Source organism: Salmonirosea aquatica (genome assembly GCF_009296315.1).
GTDB lineage: Bacteria > Bacteroidota > Bacteroidia > Cytophagales > Spirosomataceae > Salmonirosea > Salmonirosea aquatica.
Genome location: NZ_WHLY01000002.1, coordinates 5,481,319 through 5,501,517, shown reverse-complemented (window position 1 = coordinate 5,501,517; position 20,199 = coordinate 5,481,319). Strand labels below are relative to the sequence as shown.

Sequence of the window (20,199 nt, the reverse complement as noted above, 5' to 3'; positions counted from 1 at the left end):
AGAAGTTTAAGACACCGATGAAACCCAAATTAACACTAAACTTCCGCCAAAGCGCGTTTAATTATCTTTCTTACAATTCGATCAGGGCGATCCCAATGTTTTCGTCCATTTTGCGGCGCAAATGCGCAGGCGATTCGGTCAGGATTATTTCCAGTGTCGGATGCGCGTACCCTTCGAGCAGATGCCCCCCGTGGGCCGTACCGTCGGACTTACCTACCACAACGTGCGCGTGAACTTTGGGGGTACCTTCGTGCGTGGCTATGTCGCCCGTCAGTGCCAGTACCTCCACCTGTTCATCGATTTTATTTTTCCGATAGTCCTTGATCGAAAAGTCAAAAAATCCGGTCACCACGCGACTGAATGCGCCAACGGCCGTAAACTGGCTGGCGTTCAGGTTTTTCTCTTTGGCAAATTTCGTAATGCTGGCGATGGCCTCGTCGCCATCGTCCAGAACTAGGGCGTAGGTCTTCTCGCCGTTGTCATTGATGAGTTGCGATTTCATGTATTATGGTTTTTATGTAAAAAATAGGTCGTCACGCCCGCCAGAATGCCGACACCCACCAACGCGAGCAGGGGTACCTTCGGGCCGGGAGCCGATACTCTTTTGTTATAGTTTATCTTTTCCGGAAAATCGCCCGCAGCGCCCGCCGGGCCTTCGTGCAGAGCCATCTGAATGACCTGCGCCAGGTGCATACCGCCGCGCTCTGTCTGCTGCTCGATTTGTTCCCGGCAGCTAAATCCGTTGGAGATCACCAGAGTATCCGCGTCGGCTTCGCGTACCTTGGGAAGTAATATCCGTTCCCCGGCCCGGATCGAGATGTCGTACTTGTCGGCCGAAAAGCCGTACGATCCCGCCATGCCGCAGCAGCCCGAATCCAGCAGCTCGTATTCCACGCCCATTTTCTTCAGGATCGCCAGCTCAGCATCCATGTGCATGATCGCCTTGTGCTGACAATGGCCATGGACGACGGCTTTGCGCTTGAGCTGCGGCGGTACGTACTGTTGCCGCACCAGGTATTCACTCAGCATGAACGTACTGTGCGCCAACCGTTTGGCTTCTTCATTATGGGGAAAAAGATTAATCAGTTCATCGCGAAAAGCCGCCACGCAGCTTGGCTCCAAACCCACGATAGGTACCCCATCCTGTAGGTAAGGCTTGAGATGTTCGATGGTTTGCTCCCAGAGTCGTTTGGCCGAATCCAGCATTCCGAAATCGTAGAGCGGACGCCCGCAGCAAAGCGGCCTCGTCGGAATCTCGACGGTATAGCCCGCCCGTTCCAGCACTTCCACAGCGGCTTTGGCCGCTTCGGGAAGCAGGTAGTTGTTGAACGTGTCGGGCCAGAGCAATACCCTTTTTGTGGTGAAGGGTTGCTTTTCAGCGTGGGTGTTGAGCCGTTTGCCATCCTCGTTATGCGGATTGCTTTCGGATTCGTAGGTAGCTTCCTGAAAGCGGGGTACATCCTCATGCTCCAATTCCTTAGCTCCATCGGTATGCAAGTAGGGTGCTGGATCGGGCGGAAAACTAGTGGTGCGGGCTCGGAACCAGTCCACGAAGCTCTGACTGGCAAAGGTGGGCATTCTGCGCTGTGGAGCGAGACCGCCGGCTTTTTTGATCAGAGTCGCGAAGGGCTCGGTTTGGGTAAAAAAATTGGCGATGGGAGCAATAGGCTTGGCAATTCGCGCCCACCAGTAAATCAAGCCCATGGTATAGGCGGGCATGGGGCGTAATTTTCCTTTGTAATAATGGGCCAGAAACTCGGCCTTATAGGTAGCCATGTCCACATTGACCGGGCATTCATTCTTGCAGGCTTTGCAAGCCAGGCAAAGTTCCAGGGATTCTTTGACGTGCTCGTCGTGCCAGCCGTCGGGCAGGACGTCGCCGCGCCGCATCTCGAACAGCAACCGCGAACGCCCCCGGGTAGAGTCCTCTTCCTCGCGTGTGACCATGTAGCTGGGACACATGGTACCACCCTCGTCGCTACGACATTTGCCTACGCCCACACAGCGCGACACCGCATTGGTAAACGAGAAATTATCATCAGGAAACTGGAAATACGTTTCCTGTTCTTCGGGAGCATAATCAGGCCCCATGCGGAGGTTTTCGTCGGGCCGATAGGGATCCACCACTTTGTGGGGATTCATTTTGTGCTGCGGGTCCCAGATACCTTTGAATTCGCCAAACGCCTGGACCAGTTCGTCGCCATACATGATGGGTAAGAGCGAAGCCCGCGCCTGCCCGTCGCCATGCTCGCCCGAGAGGGAGCCGCCGTACTTCACCACCAGATGCGCCGCACGATTCAGGAACTCCTTCCACTGCTGTACGCCCTGTGTGGTGGATAAGTCAAAATCAATGCGGCAATGAATGCAACCCTGCCCGAAGTGGCCGTAGAGCGAGCAATCGTAGCCGAATTCGTCGAGCAGGTCGCGGAATTCGCGCAGGTACTTACCTACGTTTTTGGGAGCCACGGCCGCATCTTCCCAGCCCGGATGCGTGGGATCCATGCCGGGTACATGGGCGGTTGCCCCGAGGCCCGCTTCGCGCACGTTCCATAGGTGCTTCTTTTCCCATTCCTTGGTGAAAAGCTTCATGGAAGGCGCATCGTCCTTGCCTTTGAGTTCGTCCATGAGTTTCCGGGCCTGGGCTTCGGCTTTGTCTTTGGTGTCATCACCAAACTCTACAAACAAAAATCCTTTTCCCTCCGGCAACATCTGAATATCTTTGGGATGCATCCCCTTCTGCTCCATGTAGCCGATCAGCTTATGGTCGATGCCTTCGCAACCGGTAGGTTTGTGCTGCATGATCTCGGGTACGTGGTCGCCCGCTTCGTAGGCACTGGGGTACCCTAACACCACCAGTACCCGTTCTTTAATATAATGCTGCAATTTTACCTTAGCCGACAGAATTACGACGCAGGTACCTTCCGACCCAACCAGGGCCTGGGCCACGTTGAAATCGTGTTCGGGCAGCAGGAAATCCAGATTGAAACCCGACACCCGACGCGGAATCTGGGGGAATTTTTCCCGGATCAGTTTGGCGTAGCGGTCGCGGATGGCTTTGAGACCCGCGTAGATCTCGCCCAGCCGTCCGCCCTCGGCGATTATTTTGTATAATTCTTCCTCGGAGGTAGCCCCAACGGTCATCCGTACCCCGTCGTAGGTCACGATATCAAGCGATTCCACCTGATGCACCGTCAGCGGACCGTGTCCGTAGAATTCGGCCATCACGGAATGTATTCCGCAGGAATTATTCCCAATCATGCCCCCCAGCGTGTTGTACATGTGCGTAGCGGGATCGGGGCCGTAGGTGAGGTTATATTTTTCCTCAGTCTCAGACCGTAGCGTATCCAGAATACAGCCCGGCTGCACGACCGCCGTTCGGGTCTCAGGGTCGATGCGCAGTACCTTATCCATATATTTGGAAAAATCCAGAATCACTGCCACGTTGCAAGTCTGCCCGGCCAGGCTGGTACCTCCACCCCGTGAGGTAATAGGTGCGCCGTACTGATGGCAAAGACGAACTATTTCCAGCACATCCTGCTCGTCCCGGGGAAGTACAACGCCGATAGGTACCTGCCGGTAATTGGAGGCATCGGTCGAGTAGGTAGCCCGGCTGCCGGCGTCAAAACGTACCTCGCCTTTTATTGATTTGCACAATTCGGCGGCCAGTTCCTGGGCGTAGTCCGGCTGGTCGGGATTGGGACCGCCTTTTGCCCTCACGGTGATCATCCCCTCATAGTGGGTGTATTTTTTTTCGTATTCTACCGGTGGCAGGGTAAAGGTTTCTTCTTGCTGTTCATTTTTCATATCTCAAAATTCAAATCTCAAACCTCTCGGCGTCTTTTCTTTTAAACTCGAGCCCTAATCCAGATCGGGAAAGGTCAGGCGTTAGTACTCCATTTTTGGGTTCGGCTACCCCGTCGAAGAATATTTTCTCGATCCGGACGTGGTCGTAGAAATATTCGGCTATGTAAAAATTGGGCAGCGACATAGCCGGGTGCAGGTGCAAGGCCGGAGCACAATGGGAAGAAAAAGGTACATGATGCGCCTGGCAGATGGTGGCTGCTTGCAGAAAGCCAGTGATGCCCCCACATCGGGTGGCGTCGGCCTGCAACACATCCACGGTACCCGCATCCAGCATACGCTCAAAGTAGCTCAGGTTAAAGCCGTACTCACCAGCCGCAATATTCATAGCGCGGGGTGCATGCTGACGAATAAATTGCAATCCCGCCAGGTCATCAGACGAAACGGGCTCCTCGAACCAGGTTACACCCAGCGCATCGAACTGATGCGCTTTTTCGATGGCTTCTTTCACGGAGTAAGCCCCGTTGGCATCGACGAAAAGGGTAGCTTTGTCGCCAATGGCTTCCCTGGCGGCTCTGGCCCGCGCCACATCCTTTTCCGGCTCGCGGCCTATTTTCATTTTTACATAGCGAATGCCCGCATCGGCCCAATCGCCGAGTTGTTTCTGCAACCGATCCGTCGGGTAGGAAGTAAAGCCGCCGCTGCCGTATACCAGCATTTCGGTTTTGGCCATACCCAACAGAGTCACCAGCGGCAAATCCAATAGTTTGGCCTTCAAGTCCCACAGCGCCACATCGATGGCCGCGATACCCATGTGCGTCAGGCCGCTGTTGCCGTTGTTACGGATGGCTTTTACCATTTTCTGCCAGATTGCCGGAATCTGCAACGCGTCTTCACCCTCGACTACTTTCCGCAAAGTCTTATTGATCAGTACCGCCACTGAAGCATCGGCGTAGGTGTAGCCGATGCCGTTTTTGCCACCCGCCTCCAATTCAACCAGCACCATCGTGGTACTGTCCCACTCCAACGTCCCGTCCGATTCCGGACCATCGGTTGGAACGGTGTAAGCACTTACTTTAAGTTTTTGGATTAGAATACTCATGCTTATAATAGCCCAAGTTCTTCCATTTTCTCCTGCTCATCCGTATGGGTGATGAACATGATAATCTTTGGCTCACCCCCTGTATCTTGTACAATGTAGCTTATATCAAATTCAACGGGTTCATCTCCGGTTTTTTCAAAAGTAACCCCCCAATGTACCTCAACCCTCGAATATTCATGACTGATGGGCTCTTCTTTCATTGTGAGTACTTTGGTGGATTTTTTGCCGATACTTCTATAAAACTCCCCCGCCTTCGATGCGAATTCAACAAACTCGTCTTTGGAGTGCGTGACGATACCTTTCGGTCCCGCGACGATAAAAGAATCCCCAAAAAGAGCGGCCTGGGCCTGAGCGTCAAGCGCGTCAAAAGCCCTTTCGTAGGCTCTCATTAGTTTTTCGATGCTCTCTTTCATTTTTATTTTTGGTTTGAGGTTAGAAAATAGCCCGGCAGCCCCCTAGCATGGGGCGGATGAATGCTTAGCGTTAATCCGCCCCATGCTAGGGTACCACCTCTCAGTCACGCATTAACTAATCGTCCAATCCCAACTTGTGACTTACGGTACCCGCCACGTCGGCTACCACGCCTTTGACGGCCTGTTTGAAGGCACCACCTCGCTCGGGATCGCCACCCTGGAGCATGGCGTAGGTAAAGTTTTTGGCTTGCTCGAAGGAAATATGCGGAGGTAGCGGCGGTACGTTGGGATCGGTCATCACGTCCAGTACCACGGGTTTTTTGGCGGCAAAAGCCTCCCGCCATACGTCCTCCAGCTTTTCGGGATCATTGACCCGGATTCCGTGCAGACCCAGCGTCTGGGCGTAGGCGGCATAATCCATCGGTTCCAACTTTTGGGAAGTATCGTAACGCGGATTCCCGTCCTCAATACGCATTTCCCACGACACCTGCGCCAGGTCGTCGTTATGCAGTACCATGACAATGAAGGTAGGATTGCTCCAGCTTTCCCAGTAGCGCTTGATGGTAATCAGGCCGTTCATCCCCAGCATTTGCATGGCCCCATCGCCGATGGTACAAATGACCGGACGTTCCGGGAAGGCAAATTTGGCGGCGATGGCGTAAGGCATGGCTGCCAGCATGGTAGCCAGGCGGCCCGACAAGTTGCCCATCATCCCCCGTTTCATATGCACATGGTGGCCGTACCAGTCGGCGGTGCTACCCGCATCGGCGGTAATGATGCTGTTGTCGGGCAACTGCTTATTCAGTTCGTAGTATACCCGGCGCGGGTTGATGGGGTCGGCTTCCACCATCGCCAACTTTTCATTGACCGTTTTCCACTGCTTCATGTTTTCGATGATATCGTTCTGCCAGCTCAAATCCTCCTTCTGTTTCAGGAGGGGTAGCAAAGTGGCCAGCGTTTCCTTCGAGTCGCCCCAGAGATTCAGTTCCATCGGGTAACGTAGGGAAAGGTGACGGGGCAGCAGGTCGATCTGAATGCCGCGTGCCTGTCCGGTTTTGGGCATGAATTCTCCGTAAGGAAAATTGCTCCCTACCATCAGCAGCGTGTCACAGTCCATCATCATATCGTAACTGGGCTTGGTACCCAGCAACCCCAGGTGGTGGGTGTGGAAAGGCACATCGGCAGGGACAGCGGCCTTGCCCAGCAAAGCTGTGATGATACCCGCGCCGGTTTTTCGGGCCACTTCAATGATTTCATCCGTGGCATTCAGCGCACCCTGCCCTACCAGCATAGCCACTTTTTTACCCGAATTAAGTATATCAGCAGCTTTCTGGAGTTCGTCCAGCGGTGGAACGATGCGGGTCGAGGCATGACCTACCCCCGTCCGTGAAACGAAGTGCTCCTGCGTGGGCTCTTCAAAGTCTGCTTTCTGAATATCGTTGGGCAGGATAATGACACAGGGTCGCAGGGTAGCTTTGGCAATACGGAAAGCGCGGTCGACCACGAGTTGCGCCTGCATGGGCGTCGTAACGGTTTTGACAAACTCGGCCACGTCGGCAAAGGTAGTTTCCAGGTTATTTTCCTGTTGGAAATCGCTACCCAGGGCTACGCGCGCCTGCTGGCCCACAATGGCTACTACGGGCTGATTATCCATTTTAGCATCGTATAGGCCATTGATCAGGTGCATGGCTCCGGGCCCGGAAGTAGCCACGCACACGCCTACTTCGCCGGTGAATTTGGCGTGGGCTACGGCCATGAGGGCGGCCATTTCTTCGTGGGTGGGGCGAATGAGCTGCATGGGTTTTTCGGCTTTCTCGGCTTTTTCCAAAGCCCCGAAAAAGCCGCCAATGCCATCGCCGGGGTAGCCGTATATCCGGTGGATACCCCATTCGATCATGCGGTCTATGATAAAGTCGCTTACGTCTCTTGCCATGGTTTAGGGATTTTGGTGGACAATTTGTTTGCAGAAAAAGTCCAAAAAACTACACCAGTCATCGGCCATTCCGGTGTATCGAAGCAGTATGAAGAATTGCAGAAGCCGGTGGTAAAAACGGGAAGGAGCGGGCTGAGAGGTATATTGGCAAGCACGTACTACGGATTGCCTTTGAAATAGCAATCCGAGACTAAGGCCAAGTTTTAATAAGATTTTAATAGTGGCTATGGCTGGCGAGGTACCTGGTTCACAGGGCTGTGGAAGCACTTTCCCTATTCGCTGAGGCCCGCCGGGTATTCAGGAAGTCTAACAGGGCCGTTAATTCCTGCCTGGAAAGCGAACCGCCAAAGGCAGGCATATTGTACCCTCCGTTGACTATGCGAATGGTCATTTGCTCGGTTGTAAGGCGGGTGGCCACCTCCGACAGATCAGGGCCCCGGCTTCCACCCTGCCCTTCCATCTGGTGGCAATACTGACAGCCTTTTTCGTAGAAAACCCGATAGCCCAACGCCACCTCCGGCGCGGATGATGCGAATGCAGCTACCTGTTTGGTCTCGAACTCCGGGGCCCAGGGTGCTTCCAATCCCATGTAGGTAAGCGAGACAATCGCCGCGAGCGTAAGTACCACTCCCGCGATGGCCCAGGGCCGCCGGATCGGTGCGCGCTCGCCTCCTAACGAAAGGAAGGGTACGGCAAAAAGCAGCCCGAAAAGCACGGTCGGCATCAGGAACATCACGTACGATTCCAGCGCGTAAGGCATCAGGGCGTACAGAGCGTCGGGCCATAACAGGAACCAATCGGGATGTGGCTTCACGTCTACCTGGGTAGGATCGGCAGGCCCCACCAGTTCGGGGGCTCCCACAAAAATCGCCAATGCTACCAGCGTAAGAATCACGAGCACGCTGAATACCACATCGCGCCAGGCGGCATCGGGCCAGAAGGGTACCCCTTTTTTATCCAGCAAATCCTGGTACCATTGGCGGTAGGTCTTCTTGTCTACGGGTCGCCCGGCTTTAGCGGGCTCCGAGATACCATTGCGGATCACCAGGTACAAATGAAAGCCCACGATGCCGAAAATGAGGGCCGGCGTGATGAACACATGGTAATTGAAAAACCGCATGAGGGTTTGGCCGTTGATGGTCTCGCCGCCAAAAATGAAATAAGCCAGCGCCGGGCCAATGAACGGGAATCGCGCCAGTTGCTCGGCCCCCACCAACGTAGACCAGATACCGTTGCTATCCCAGCGCAAAAGCTGGCCGGTGAAGGCCATGACGACGGTCAAAATAAACAGCAGGACGCCCGTGACCCAATTCATTTCGCGGGGGAATTTATAGGCCGCCGTCAGGTACACCCGGATCATGTGGACACCGATCATGACGATCATGCCGCAGGCACCCATATAATGCAAGCCCCGCAATAAAGCCCCTAGTGGCGCCTGGTAGGTAATGTACTGGAGCGATTGATAAGCTTCGCTCGAGGTAGGCTGATAAAGCAAAGCCAGACCTACCCCGGTAAATACCTGCAACAGAAAACAAAACAACGTGGCACTGCCGAACACGTATGCCCACCGGGAACCAGGGGGTACCTTGTGTCTGGCCAGAGGGCCAATGGTGGCCGACAATCCGGTGCGGTCGTCGATCCATCGCCACAATCGTTTGAAAAGACTTCTCATCCGTCTGAGTTTATGGAATGGCAAGGGATACCCTACCCCTCTCCATTCTCATGCCAGCAGATTCGGGCAGGGATTTCTATTGCTGCCCCGGCGCAAGATTCACAGAGCCTGGGGTAGCTCATTAGACCTATTCCAGTTCCCTACAAAAAGTATTTTCTATTTCACCTCAGCAATTTCCTTGATCTGCACCAGAATCGGGTTCCAGCCCTCGCCGTTGTTGCTCACATCCTGGTAGCGTTTCTCTCCCTCGGCGGCCCCCTCGAATCCGTCCTGCGTCACGGTCAGCGTCGTTCCGTAGGCGTCTTCTTCCAGCGTGTAGGTCACATGGAGGTAGTTTTCGGGAATGTCGGGATAGGGAGCAAAGGGGTCGATAACAGTATATTTCAATACTTCATAGGGCTCAATTTCCAGAAGGGTACCTTTCACCGGGATTATTTCCTTGCCCTCATGCATCATGCGCCATACCAGCGGGCTCCCCACCTGCCAGTCTGATTCGGCGGCGCAACCGAACATATATTGACGGGTAAATTCGGGCTTCACCAGCATATCCCAGACCCGGGCAGCGGGCGCAGCGATGTGGATACTGTTTTCTACGGTAAGTTTTTCCATTACAAAAATTTCAGGCTTGATACATTTTATGTCTGTTGTTCCAAAGGTACCCGGGGCTAGTGACAACCTACTGTCAGCAGGGATTTAAGAATTATACCGCTACCCGCTTTTCCTCGTGGGTCGGGTGACCATCCACATCGTAATGCGTAAAAACGGCCGTTGGGCTACCATCCTTCCGAGAAATCTTCACACCCAGAAACCCGCCTTTTACGCGTAGAAACCGATGTTCGGGCCGGACATCATCCTCGGGCCAACCCTGCGCGTGGAAATCGCTGACCGGGCCGGACCCAAATTCCATCAGGCCGGTTTCGGCATCCACCGACACGTACTGCCAGTGGCGGTCGCCGTTGACGACGTACATATTTTTTTGGGCAGCAAGGTACCCTCGCAGCCAGTCACCTTCGGTCTGGAATGCGGCGTTAGCGTGGTTGTCGGTTTTCTTTTCGCGGTCTGGCCCCACGATGGGGGTAGGTGAAAACAGGATTTTAAACGTCGCGTCCGAAGCTTCCACCGTTTGCTGAAACCATTTTTTCTGTTCTTCACCCCAGATCGTCTTGCCGGGGTTGTCAGCCGTTTTGTTGGGCGTGCGGTATTCCCGGCCCTCCGCCAGCCAGATTTGCAGGTCTTTACCCCAGCGAAAGGTACGGTAGGGTTTGTCGGCCAGCGGTACATTTTCACGCCACACGTTCAGGCCGTCCTCAAACGAAAGCTCCCCGTAGGCCGGGGAGTCGGGATCGGCATCGTCGTCGAGCAAGTCGTGATCGTCTTTCAGCATGTAGACAGGTACCTTTTGATAAAAATCCCGTAACGCGGGCCAGGCATCCATCGCGTGCCATTTGTGGCGGGCTTTTTCAAGGGTTTTCGCCAGCGGGCCGGGCTTGTCGTAATACACATAGTCGCCCGTCTGGACGAAGAAATCCGGATTTAGGCGGGCCATACTGTCGTAGGTTTTAAAACCGCGTTTGGCGTCATCATGGCTCCAGAAGTACTGGCAGGTAGAAGTTACGAGTTGGATAGGTTTTTCTACCAAGTCCAGTGACGGAGTCGTAAAAGCACTTTGGATGGTGGTCAATGGCCCGCTGCCGGCGGCTTTGGCTTCCCAAAGTACCTCGTATCGGGTGGCGGGTCTTACCTTATCAATCGGTATTTTTACCGTAAAATCACTTTCGGTCAAGGCTTTTTGCCAGTCCGAGCGGATCGTTTGATGGGTACTTTTCAAAGTAACCCGTACCTCTCCTTCCCTACCCGCTACCCCGCCATCCATCTGGGCAACGGGCATCATTTCATCAAAGTCAATGGGATGCCTGAAAACTTTTTCCTGCCGCTGATGCCTGACCGGGTTCGGCTTGGCCTGCGCGCAGAGCCGCGTCCAGAAGATGGCGGAGGTAGGTGTGACTTCGGCCATTTTGCAGCCGGTAGTAAAAAACACACCGTTCGGAGCCGGAATCCGGAATTTATCGGTGGGAATGAACAAAGCCTTTCGAAAAGAGATGGCCGCTACGCCGATGCCCGCCTTTTTCAGAAAAAGCCGACGACTGTTTATTTTCATTGAACTATGGGGTTCAGGTGAGGAGGGTACTGTCTGCTTACAATAAAAATCAACTTTAACCCATAAAATACCCCGCTATCCCGCAGAATTTTTCCGGTATTCCTCCTGCTCCCGAATTGAAGGAGCATGCGGAGAGGCAGGTCGGGCTCTGGTATCAGTCATCCGGCCTGTGGACGGGCGCCTGACCATCTTCTTGCCCAAAAGTTAAACACCTGGACCCAAATCTGGTTAAAAATGAATCCCTGCGCTTCTAATTTGCGTACATCCCCCTATAAAACCATTCGGTACCCCTTACCACAAACCCATTTGCATGAAACAAGCGATACTTTCGGTGATCCTTCTACTGATTCACCTACCCCTATTTGCGCAGAATCTGACCGGGCAGGTCACTGAAAAAGCCTCGGGGCAACCCATCGAAGGGGTGAGCATTCAGGTAAGAAGTACCCAAACTGGTACCCTCACCGACGCTAACGGCAATTTCAGTCTCTCCGGTCTAGGTACGAATGATGTGCTGGTTTTCTCATACATTGGATTCCGTACGCAGGAAATCACCTACACGGGGCAAAAAAACCTGACGGTATCGCTTGAAGAAGGACTTTCACTCAACGAAGTGGTCGTGACGGCCCTGGGTCTGGAACGTAACACCCGCAACCTGGGGTACTCGATTCAGAAAGTCGAGGGTCGCGAAATCAATGAGGTGAAAGCACCGAATTTTCTGGACAATCTGACCGGAAAAGTGGCGGGCGTCACCATCAATGCGGGCTCCACGGGGGTAGGTTCATCATCGAAGATCACCATCCGGGGCGAGTCGTCTTTTACCAATAACAATCCGTTGTTTGTGGTAGACGGCATCCCGATCAACAACCGCACCATCGTCAACCGCGTGGACGACGACGCCAACGGCTTCCAGGAGATCGACTTCGGCAACGGCGGCATGGAAATCAATCCCGATGATATCGCCTCGGTATCGGTGTTGAAAGGACCCGGCGCGGCGGCGCTGTATGGTACCCGCGCTTCCAATGGCGTAATCCTGATCACGACCAAGGATGGCAGTGCCAACGCCACCAACGGCAAAGGTATCGGCGTGAGCTTCAACAGTACCTTCTTCGCCGAGCGGCCGTTTCAATTGCCGCAGTTCCAGAATAGCTACGGGCAGGGAAATAGCGGAGCCTTTAAGTACGTCGACGGATTGAGCGGCGGGATCAACGACAATATTTCGTACAGCTATGGCCCAAAACTGGATCAGGGTACCCTGATCCAGCAGTACGACAGCCCCGTGCCCCTACCCGACGGACGCGTGGTGCGCGGCGGCGATGTGAGCGTACACGGCGGGGCGCCCATCACGCCTACACCCTTTATCTCGCATCCCGACAATCTTAAGGATTTCTACCAAACGGGGCATACGGCCATCAACAATCTGGCCATTTCGGGCGGCTACGCCAAAGGCAACTACCGGCTTTCCTACACAGATCTGAACAGCCATTCGACGATTCCGGGCGTGGATTTGAAGCGGAAGACGGTGGCAGCGCGGCTGCAATTTCAGCCTATTAAACGACTGAAATTCACTTCGTCCATCAACTACATTAACTCCAACAGCGATAACCGGCCCGCCACCAAGTACGGCTCCGAGAACATCAACTATGCCCTGAGTGCCTGGCTGGGGCGCCAAACGGACATCGACCCGATGAAGCAATACTGGCAGCCCGGCCTGGAAGGCGTGCAACAGTACTCCTATAATTATACCTACTTCGACAACCCGTACTTTACACTGTACGAAAACCGAAACTCGTTCAACCGCGACCGCCTGATCGGCAACCTGGCCGTGACTGCCGACCTCACGCACGACCTGCAGCTGATGGTACGTAGCGGGATGGACTATTCGAGCGAAAAGCGGCAGTTCCGGCGGGCCTACAGCAGCAACCGTTTTAAGAATGGCGCCTACGCCGAAAACAATGTCTTTTTCCGGGAAGTCAACACGGATTTCCTGCTGAACTACCGGAAAATGCTGGGTAACTTCTCATTCGATATTTCGGCGGGTGGCAATCGCATGGACCAGACGGCGTCTTTCGATCAATACCAGGCCCTGTCGCTGGCGCAGCCTGGCGTATTCAAGCTCAACAATGCGGCTTCGCCCGTGGAAGCCTACCAGAATGCCGCCGAAAAACGGATCAACAGTTTGTATGGTTTGATCAAACTGGGTTTTAAGGATGTACTTTTCGTAGACATTACGGGCCGCAACGACTGGTCGAGCGCACTGGCTACCCCTACCTCCACGGCCAATGTTTCGTTTTTCTATCCGTCAATTTCGGCCAGTTGGGTACTTTCCAACCAGTTCGACCTACCCTACGCCTTGTCTTTTGCCAAAGTACGGGCGAGTGTGGCCAATGTCGGTAACGATACCAGTCCCTACCAGACTTCCGGCGTGTTCAACGCCAGGACGCCCGTCTACTCGCAACCTACCTTCAGCGACCAGAGTTTTATCGCCAATGCTAACCTGAAACCCGAATCCACAACTTCTTATGAAGTGGGCGCGGATGTGCGCTTCTTCGGCGACCGGCTGGGTTTCGACCTGACCTACTACGACGCCCTGACCACGAACCAGATTCTGTCGGTACCCATTACCCTGGCCACGGGCTACAGCGAGCGGGTGATCAATGGCGGGTCGATCCGGTCGCGCGGCGTGGAGGCTATCGTGACCTACGTACCCGTACTGACCAAGGACATTCGCTGGAATGTGAACCTGAATTTCAGCCGTAACCGCACTACCGTCGAGTCGCTGCCCGACGAAGCAGGTACCCTCACGCTGGGCTACAACCGGATTTACGACAACGTGAACCAGACGGTCTGGTACCAGGTGCGCAAAGGCGACCGCATGGGCGATATGTGGGGTACGGGGTACCTTAAGAATGAAAACGGCGATTTTATCGTGGGGACCAACGGGAGCTATATTGTAGACAACACCCTCAAAAAACTGGGTAATTACAATCCTGATTTTATGGTAGGTCTGTCCAATCAGCTACGGGTCAAAAACTGGAATCTGGGTTTTCTGCTCGACTGGCGGCAGGGCGGTATCCTGGTATCGCGGACGCTCGCCCTGGCGGGCGTAGCCGGCCAGTTGATCGAAACCGCCGACCGCCCCGACGCGGGCATCGTAGCCGCGGGTGTGGTCAATACCGGTACTGCCGAAAATCCTACGTATGTACCCAATACGAAAGCGATTCCGGCCGAAACGTATTACCGGATGTACTACGACCGTAACCACGAAGAAAACAACGTGTACAATGCTTCCTATGTGAAACTGCGTGAGCTGAGCATTGGGTACACGCTGCCCGCCACCGCCGGATTTCTGCAAAAACTACGGATGCAGAACCTGACCGTAGCCCTGGTGGGCCGCAATTTGTACGCACTCTCGCACATTCCGCACTTCGACCCGGAGCAGACTTCCTTTCAGGGGCAACAGCTACAAAGCGGGGTGGAAGATATGACCTACCCCACCAGCCGGAATGTAGGGGTGAAATTGAGTGTGAATTTTTAAGAATGGGTTAAATGACCTCCTTTGTGGCATACTTCTTTTTCTAGAAAAAAACGAGCCATTAAGTTGAGTCCCTACTGATTAACTACTGCAAGAACCTATTTTTCAGCTAGTCGCATGAATCCAGAAAACGAACAAACGCAACTGACCGAGGACGAAAAGAAACTGTTCGAGGACCTGATGCCTGAAGACCTGCACGAAATTATGGATACCGGGGTCAGCCGACGGCATTTTATGAAATTGCTGGCTCTGGCGGGCGGCGGGATGCTGGCCTACCAGTCGGCCGCCGCCGAGCAGGTACTGACCCGCCCACTAAGCACAACGACACCGGCATTGGACCCGGCTTCCCTGGAAAACGGCGTCAATGTCGCCTTTCAAGTCAATGGTGCGGCGAAGAAGGTACTGGTCGACTCCCGTATGACTCTGCTGGATACCTTGCGCGAACGTCTGGAACTTACCGGTTCCAAAAAAGGCTGCGACCACGGACAGTGCGGAGCCTGTACCGTCATTGTGGACGGCCGGCGGGTACTTTCGTGCCTTACGCTGGCTGCCAGTTGCGAAGGCAAATCGGTCAAAACCATCGAGGGCATCGCTCAGGGCAATCAGTTGCACCCAATGCAGGAAGCTTTTCTCAAGCACGACGGTTTTCAGTGTGGTTTTTGTACTTCCGGGCAAATCTGCTCGGCAGTCGCCCTACTGGACGAAGCCAAAAAGGGCGAAGCCAGCTACGTAACTGAAAACGTACGCAAAAAGCCAACCCCGGTTTCGCTTTCCGACGAAGAAATCCGGGAGCGGATGTCGGGGAATATCTGCCGCTGCGGGGCTTATCCCAACATCGTGGCGGCGATTCAGGAAGTGCATAGCGGAAAACCCGTCGAGCAAACCTGGCAATTTGCCGGTTAAATCATACAATCAGTCCTATGAGACCTTTTAAATATTCGAACGCCACCGATGTTGCCACCGCTACCCAACAGCTGGCTGCGAATCCTAACGCCCGATTTCTGGCGGGGGGTACCAATCTGCTGGATCTGATGAAAGAGGATGTCGAGCGTCCCGATGAACTGATCGATATTACGCGGCTTAACCTCACGCAGATCAAATCTCTGTCCGGTGGCGGCCTGTCGATTGGGGGGCTGGGCAAAAATACCGATGCAGCCAATCATCCGCTTGTCCGGCAAAACTACCCCCTACTCACACAGGCGATTTTGGCCGGAGCATCCGGACAAATCCGGAACATGGCGACCAATGGGGGCAACCTACTGCAACGTACCCGCTGTCCCTACTTCTACGAGACCTCCATGCCCTGCAACAAACGCGAGCCAGGCTCGGGTTGTGGTGCCCGGGAGGGCATCAACCGCATGCACGCGATTTTCGGCTGGTCCGACAGCTGCGTGGCCGTGTACCCTTCCGACATGTCCGTGGCTCTGGCGGCACTGGATGCGATTGTCCGGGTTAGGAACGCCGGTGGGCAGGAACGCACGATTCCGTTTGAGGATTTTCATCGCCTGCCCGGTAGCACGCCTGAAAAAGACACGAATCTCGAACATGGCGAACTGATCGTGGCCATTGAGCTACCTAAGAACAATTTTGCCGAAAAGTCCTACTACCTCAAAGTCCGCGACCGCGCTTCCTATGCTTTCGCCCTGGTTTCGGTCGCCGCCGCGCTCGAGATGGACGGTACCCGCATCAAGCAGTCCCGGATCGCGCTGGGTGGGGTAGCTCATAAGCCCTGGCGGGCGCTGAAAGCCGAAAAAATGTTGGTTGGAAAAGAAGCGACCGAAGCAAACTTTGTGGCTGCCGCCGCCGCTGAAATGGCCGATGCCCGGCCGTTGGAGCATAATGCCTTTAAAGTGGAGCTAGGTCGCCGGAGTATCGTGAGAGCTTTACAAATGGCCCTGGACGGAGGGAAGTCCTGAATAGTAAGTCATTCGATTTTATGGAAGATAAAAATAAAATAACCGGTACGCCCGTCACTCGCATCGACGGTATCTTGAAGGTAACAGGAAAAGCCGATTACTCGGTGGATCACCCTGTGAAGGACCCCGCCTACGCCGTATTGTTCAAGAGCACCATTGCGTCCGGGAAAATCGTGTCGATAGATACTACAGCGGCCGAAAAATCGCCGGGGGTACTGGCTGTGATCACCCACAAAAACGCGCCGAAGCTGAATGAAAAAGGCGGTATCCGGGGTGGTGCCATGCTACAAAGCCCGGAGATCGAATTCTTTGGGCAACATATAGGCCTGGTGGTAGCCGAAACTTTTGAACAGGCTATTCATGCCTCGCGACTGGTGAAAGTAGAGTACAAAAAATCGGAGCCACGGGTAGATTTTGAAAAATGGGCCAAAGAAGCCAAAAAGCCGAAAGATCAGGAAGACCAAACACGGGGGAACGTGAAAGCTGCCCTCGACGATGCTGTTTATAAGGTTGAGGAAGTGTATAGTACCCCCATCGAGCACCACCACCCGCTGGAGCCTCACGCCACCATCGCCGAATGGAACGGGGACAACCTTATTTTATACAACAGCGCCCAAATCGTGAATGGCGCGCAAAGCGCCGCCGCAAATACCTTAGGCCTCAAACTGGAGCAGGTCAGGATCGTTTCGCCCTACATCGGTGGGGGCTTTGGCTCCAAGGGCGGGCAATGGGCCAACATGGTGTTGGCCGCGGTGGCCGCCAAAACGGTAAAGCGTCCGGTGAAACTGGCCTTGACGCGCCACCAGATGTTCAACTCGGTTGGACTGAGGCAACGCAACCTTCAGAAAGTAAGTCTGGCGGCCACGAAAAGCGGAAAACTCACCGCCCTGGCTCATGAAACAACCACCCACTGCGCCATCGAAAACGAGTTTGTGGAGCCCTGCGGCGATTGTTCCAAAGTCATGTATGATACACCCAATTCGCTGATCAGCTACCGGGTGGTACCCATGCACCTGATCCTACCTACCTACACGCGGGGACCAGGAAAATCGACGGGCAGTTTTGCGCTCGAATCGGCCATGGACGAACTGGCCCACAAACTGAACATGGACCCGATTGAATTACGGATTAAAAACGAACCCGAACGCGACCCCTCCAACGGCAAACCCTGGTCGTCACGCGCCACGGTACAATGCCTACGCGAAGGGGCCAAGGCTTTTGGTTGGGAAAAACGCAAGCCGCAACCCCGCCAGAACGAGCAGGGCAACTACCTGATCGGCTACGGGGTAGCGTGTGGTACCTACCCGGCGCACCAGAGGCCAAGCTCGGCGATCGTGAAGTTGAACCGGGAGGGCAAAGACGTAAAAGCCACCGTAGAACTGGCCGCTGCCGACCTGGGCACGGGTACCTACACCATCCTGGCCCAAACGGCCGCCGATGCACTGGGGGTGCCTTTGAATAAAATAACCGTCAAAATTGGCGATTCGAACCTACCTCCCGCGGCGGGTTCGGTAGGTTCGGTAGGGGCAACGAGCTATGCCAATGTGGTGCATGATGCCTGTAACAAAATCACGGATGAGCTGATCGCCAAATCGGGCAAGCAGTTTTTTGCTCGCCCGACGGCAGCACAGATGATGCTTTCTGAAAACATCGATACATTCCAGACCCGCGCGGATTCTAAAGCTCCCGAAAGTGCAGAAAACTATTCGTCCCACAGCTTCAACGCCAACTTTGCCGAGGTGTGGGTGGATAAATCCACCGGCATGGTACGGGTGCATCGTTTTTTGGCGGTAACCGGAGCCGGCAAAATCCTGAATCCTAAAACCGCCCGCTCGCAGGTGATCGGCGGCAACGTGTGGGGCATCGGCATGGCGCTCACCGAAGAATCGGTGGTCGATCCGCGCCTGGGAAATTTCGTAACCCGCTCCCTGGCCGACTACCATGTACCGGCGAATCTGGACATAGGCGCTATGGAAACCATCTTCATTCGCGAAGAAGAAAAAGCTTCCAACAATCTGGGCGTCAAAGGCCTGGGGGAAGTAGGCATTGTGGGCGTGGCTGCGGCGGTGGCCAATGCCGTTTTCAATGCCACCGGAAAACGAGTCCGCGAATTGCCCATTACCCCTGATAAACTGATCTGATTACCCGTACCAAACTTTCCTGCTCACTCTATCTTTATACAACCTAATGAATCATAAAAGTCTGTACATCAAGGTACTTTTTATCACGTTGGTGAGTTTTACCCTAAGCTGCACCAAGGATTTTGAGGAAATAAATACCAACCCCAATGCACCTGTGGATGTGCAGCCCTCGCTGCTGCTGCGGAAGGTACTGTTCGACTACAACGAGCAGATGTCGTACGAAGGATTCGTGGCGGGGAATCTGTTGGGCCAATATTTTACGGCCATCGACTTCAACCTGTTCGACCGGCATAGCCTCACCGAGCCGCAGTACGGCGGCAACGCCTGGCCGTTTATCTATACCAATTTGCGCGATAATGAGATCTTGTTGCAAAAGTCGCGAGCTAATCCCGCTTTCGCCGTGTACGAAGGCCCGGCTTTGGTACTGAAAGCCTATATGGCCGCTGCCCTTACCGACTTGTACGGTGATGTGCCGTATAGTGAGGCGCTTTCGGGAAAGTCCGGAGTTATTCTCCCAAAATACGACACGCAGGAATCCATCTACACCGCGCCTGGCGGTATTCTTGATAATTTAGACCAGGCCGTGGCGGCTCTGAAAAATTATAAGGGTGCCACCAAACTGGACGGAGACATTCTGTACAGCGGCAACTTGTCGAAGTGGGTGCTGTTTGCCAATTCATTGAAGATCAAGTATCTGATGCGTATTTCGGGTAAAGCCGACGTCAAAGCCCGTTTGCAGGCCGTTTATAACGAGGGTACCTTCATCAAAGCCAGTACCGACAACGCCACTTACAAATTCACGGCTTCGCAGCCCAACAATTTCCGCATGGCTACGGCCCGGATTGGTGATTACAATCTGTTCATCATGTCCAAGACGATCGAGGAGATTTTGGCCAATCTGAACGACCCGCGCGTGGCAGTGTACTTCCGGCCTACAGCGGCTGACCCGAAGGTATACAAAGGCCTGCTGAACGGCCCGGATGCTTCCAAGCTGTCAATTTCCGTTTCCAACTACTCGCTCTCAGGAGCTATATTCCGCGAAAATTCCGACAAACTGAATGCTAACTACATGACGGCCTACGAAACCAGTTTCTGGCTGGCCGAAGCCGCCGAAAAGGGTTTGATCGACGCCTCCGCAAAGGAATGGTACGAGAAGGGCATCACGCAGGCGTTTGCCTATTGGCTCACGCCGCTGCCCGCCACCTACCTTACGAGTGACAAAGTAGGCTACAAAGCCAACGGTCAGAACCCCATCGAACAGATCATCACCCAGAAATGGCTCGCCAGTCTTGACAATGGCTACGAGGGCTGGATCGAGTGGCGGCGCACGGGTTTTCCCAAGCTGAAAACCATTTCGGCTAGTCTGAACAACAATCTGATCCCCGTGCGTCTACCCTACCCCGGCAGTGAGGCCGCCCTCAACGGTGAAGCCTTCCAACAGGCCGCCGCCAAAACAGACAACAACAGCGTCAACGTACCTACGTGGTGGGCGACGAAGTAGGTGGGAATAACGATAGAATGAGAAATTGAC

13 protein-coding genes are annotated in these 20,199 nt (G+C 54.3%); 5 read left to right on the top strand and 8 right to left on the bottom strand.

Going from position 1 to position 20,199, the window contains the following annotated elements; genetic code table 11:
* Nucleotides 1–70: 70 nt before the first annotated feature.
* The 8 genes from GBK04_RS23650 to GBK04_RS23615 form a co-directional block, all read right to left on the bottom strand.
* Nucleotides 71–502 (bottom strand): PPC domain-containing DNA-binding protein, encoded by a 432-nt coding sequence (locus GBK04_RS23650; protein ID WP_152763996.1) that lies wholly within the window; start codon nucleotides 500–502, stop codon nucleotides 71–73.
* Complete coding sequence (locus GBK04_RS23645) at nucleotides 499–3,804, bottom strand: FAD-binding and (Fe-S)-binding domain-containing protein (RefSeq protein WP_373331278.1); 3,306 nt, start codon at nucleotides 3,802–3,804, stop codon at nucleotides 499–501. The genes GBK04_RS23650 and GBK04_RS23645 overlap by 4 nt, the downstream gene beginning before the upstream one ends.
* 10 nt (nucleotides 3,805–3,814) lie before the next feature.
* Nucleotides 3,815–4,903 carry an enolase C-terminal domain-like protein gene (locus GBK04_RS23640; protein WP_152763994.1) on the bottom strand — a complete coding sequence of 363 codons (1,089 nt, stop codon included), beginning with the start codon at nucleotides 4,901–4,903 and terminating at the stop codon, nucleotides 3,815–3,817.
* A gap of 2 nt (nucleotides 4,904–4,905) precedes the next feature.
* Nucleotides 4,906–5,316 (bottom strand): DUF6841 family protein, encoded by a 411-nt coding sequence (locus GBK04_RS23635; RefSeq protein ID WP_152763992.1) that lies wholly within the window; start codon nucleotides 5,314–5,316, stop codon nucleotides 4,906–4,908.
* 115 nt (nucleotides 5,317–5,431) lie between these two features.
* On the bottom strand, nucleotides 5,432–7,249 hold the full coding sequence (locus GBK04_RS23630) for a thiamine pyrophosphate-requiring protein (RefSeq protein ID WP_152763990.1): 1,818 nt from the start codon (nucleotides 7,247–7,249) through the stop codon (nucleotides 5,432–5,434).
* Between the two features lie 247 nt (nucleotides 7,250–7,496).
* Nucleotides 7,497–8,921 carry a cytochrome b N-terminal domain-containing protein gene (locus GBK04_RS23625; RefSeq protein ID WP_152763988.1) on the bottom strand — a complete coding sequence of 475 codons (1,425 nt, stop codon included), beginning with the start codon at nucleotides 8,919–8,921 and terminating at the stop codon, nucleotides 7,497–7,499.
* Nucleotides 8,922–9,077: 156 nt separating this feature from the next.
* Entirely contained in the window at nucleotides 9,078–9,530 is a 453-nt protein-coding gene (locus GBK04_RS23620; RefSeq protein ID WP_152763986.1) for an SRPBCC domain-containing protein, read from the bottom strand.
* Between the two features lie 91 nt (nucleotides 9,531–9,621).
* Complete coding sequence (locus GBK04_RS23615; protein ID WP_152763984.1) at nucleotides 9,622–11,079, bottom strand: alkaline phosphatase D family protein; 1,458 nt, start codon at nucleotides 11,077–11,079, stop codon at nucleotides 9,622–9,624.
* A 310-nt stretch (nucleotides 11,080–11,389) separates the two neighbouring features.
* Here GBK04_RS23615 and GBK04_RS23610 point away from each other — a divergent pair, with 310 nt between their 5' ends.
* The 5 genes from GBK04_RS23610 (at nucleotide 11,390) to GBK04_RS23590 (ending at nucleotide 20,169) form a co-directional block, all read left to right on the top strand.
* Nucleotides 11,390–14,614: a SusC/RagA family TonB-linked outer membrane protein gene (locus tag GBK04_RS23610; protein WP_152763982.1), complete on the top strand. Its 3,225-nt coding sequence runs from the start codon at nucleotides 11,390–11,392 to the stop codon at nucleotides 14,612–14,614.
* A 114-nt stretch (nucleotides 14,615–14,728) separates the two neighbouring features.
* Complete coding sequence (locus tag GBK04_RS23605; protein ID WP_152763980.1) at nucleotides 14,729–15,514, top strand: 2Fe-2S iron-sulfur cluster-binding protein; 786 nt, start codon at nucleotides 14,729–14,731, stop codon at nucleotides 15,512–15,514.
* A 17-nt stretch (nucleotides 15,515–15,531) separates the two neighbouring features.
* Nucleotides 15,532–16,527, top strand: coding sequence for an FAD binding domain-containing protein (locus tag GBK04_RS23600; protein ID WP_152763978.1), 996 nt, complete (start codon nucleotides 15,532–15,534; stop codon nucleotides 16,525–16,527).
* Between the two features lie 20 nt (nucleotides 16,528–16,547).
* Nucleotides 16,548–18,668: a xanthine dehydrogenase family protein molybdopterin-binding subunit gene (locus GBK04_RS23595; protein ID WP_152763976.1), complete on the top strand. Its 2,121-nt coding sequence runs from the start codon at nucleotides 16,548–16,550 to the stop codon at nucleotides 18,666–18,668.
* 46 nt (nucleotides 18,669–18,714) lie between these two features.
* A complete protein-coding gene (locus tag GBK04_RS23590) occupies nucleotides 18,715–20,169 on the top strand; it encodes a SusD/RagB family nutrient-binding outer membrane lipoprotein (RefSeq protein ID WP_152763974.1) in 1,455 nt (484 codons plus the stop codon).
* The last annotated feature ends 30 nt before the right edge of the window (nucleotides 20,170–20,199 follow it).

Excerpts from the sequence above, each read along its gene's own strand:
- GBK04_RS23650 (WP_152763996.1), bottom strand. The coding sequence starts at position 502 with ATGAAATCGCAACTCATCAATGACAACGGCGAGAAGACCTACGCCCTA.
- GBK04_RS23645 (WP_373331278.1), bottom strand. The coding sequence starts at position 3,804 with ATGAAAAATGAACAGCAAGAAGAAACCTTTACCCTGCCACCGGTAGAA.
- GBK04_RS23640 (WP_152763994.1), bottom strand. The coding sequence starts at position 4,903 with ATGAGTATTCTAATCCAAAAACTTAAAGTAAGTGCTTACACCGTTCCA.
- GBK04_RS23635 (WP_152763992.1), bottom strand. The coding sequence starts at position 5,316 with ATGAAAGAGAGCATCGAAAAACTAATGAGAGCCTACGAAAGGGCTTTT.
- GBK04_RS23630 (WP_152763990.1), bottom strand. The coding sequence starts at position 7,249 with ATGGCAAGAGACGTAAGCGACTTTATCATAGACCGCATGATCGAATGG.
- GBK04_RS23625 (WP_152763988.1), bottom strand. The coding sequence starts at position 8,921 with ATGAGAAGTCTTTTCAAACGATTGTGGCGATGGATCGACGACCGCACC.
- GBK04_RS23620 (WP_152763986.1), bottom strand. The coding sequence starts at position 9,530 with ATGGAAAAACTTACCGTAGAAAACAGTATCCACATCGCTGCGCCCGCT.
- GBK04_RS23615 (WP_152763984.1), bottom strand. The coding sequence starts at position 11,079 with ATGAAAATAAACAGTCGTCGGCTTTTTCTGAAAAAGGCGGGCATCGGC.
- GBK04_RS23610 (WP_152763982.1), top strand. The coding sequence starts at position 11,390 with ATGAAACAAGCGATACTTTCGGTGATCCTTCTACTGATTCACCTACCC.
- GBK04_RS23605 (WP_152763980.1), top strand. The coding sequence starts at position 14,729 with ATGAATCCAGAAAACGAACAAACGCAACTGACCGAGGACGAAAAGAAA.
- GBK04_RS23600 (WP_152763978.1), top strand. The coding sequence starts at position 15,532 with ATGAGACCTTTTAAATATTCGAACGCCACCGATGTTGCCACCGCTACC.
- GBK04_RS23595 (WP_152763976.1), top strand. The coding sequence starts at position 16,548 with ATGGAAGATAAAAATAAAATAACCGGTACGCCCGTCACTCGCATCGAC.
- GBK04_RS23590 (WP_152763974.1), top strand. The coding sequence starts at position 18,715 with ATGAATCATAAAAGTCTGTACATCAAGGTACTTTTTATCACGTTGGTG.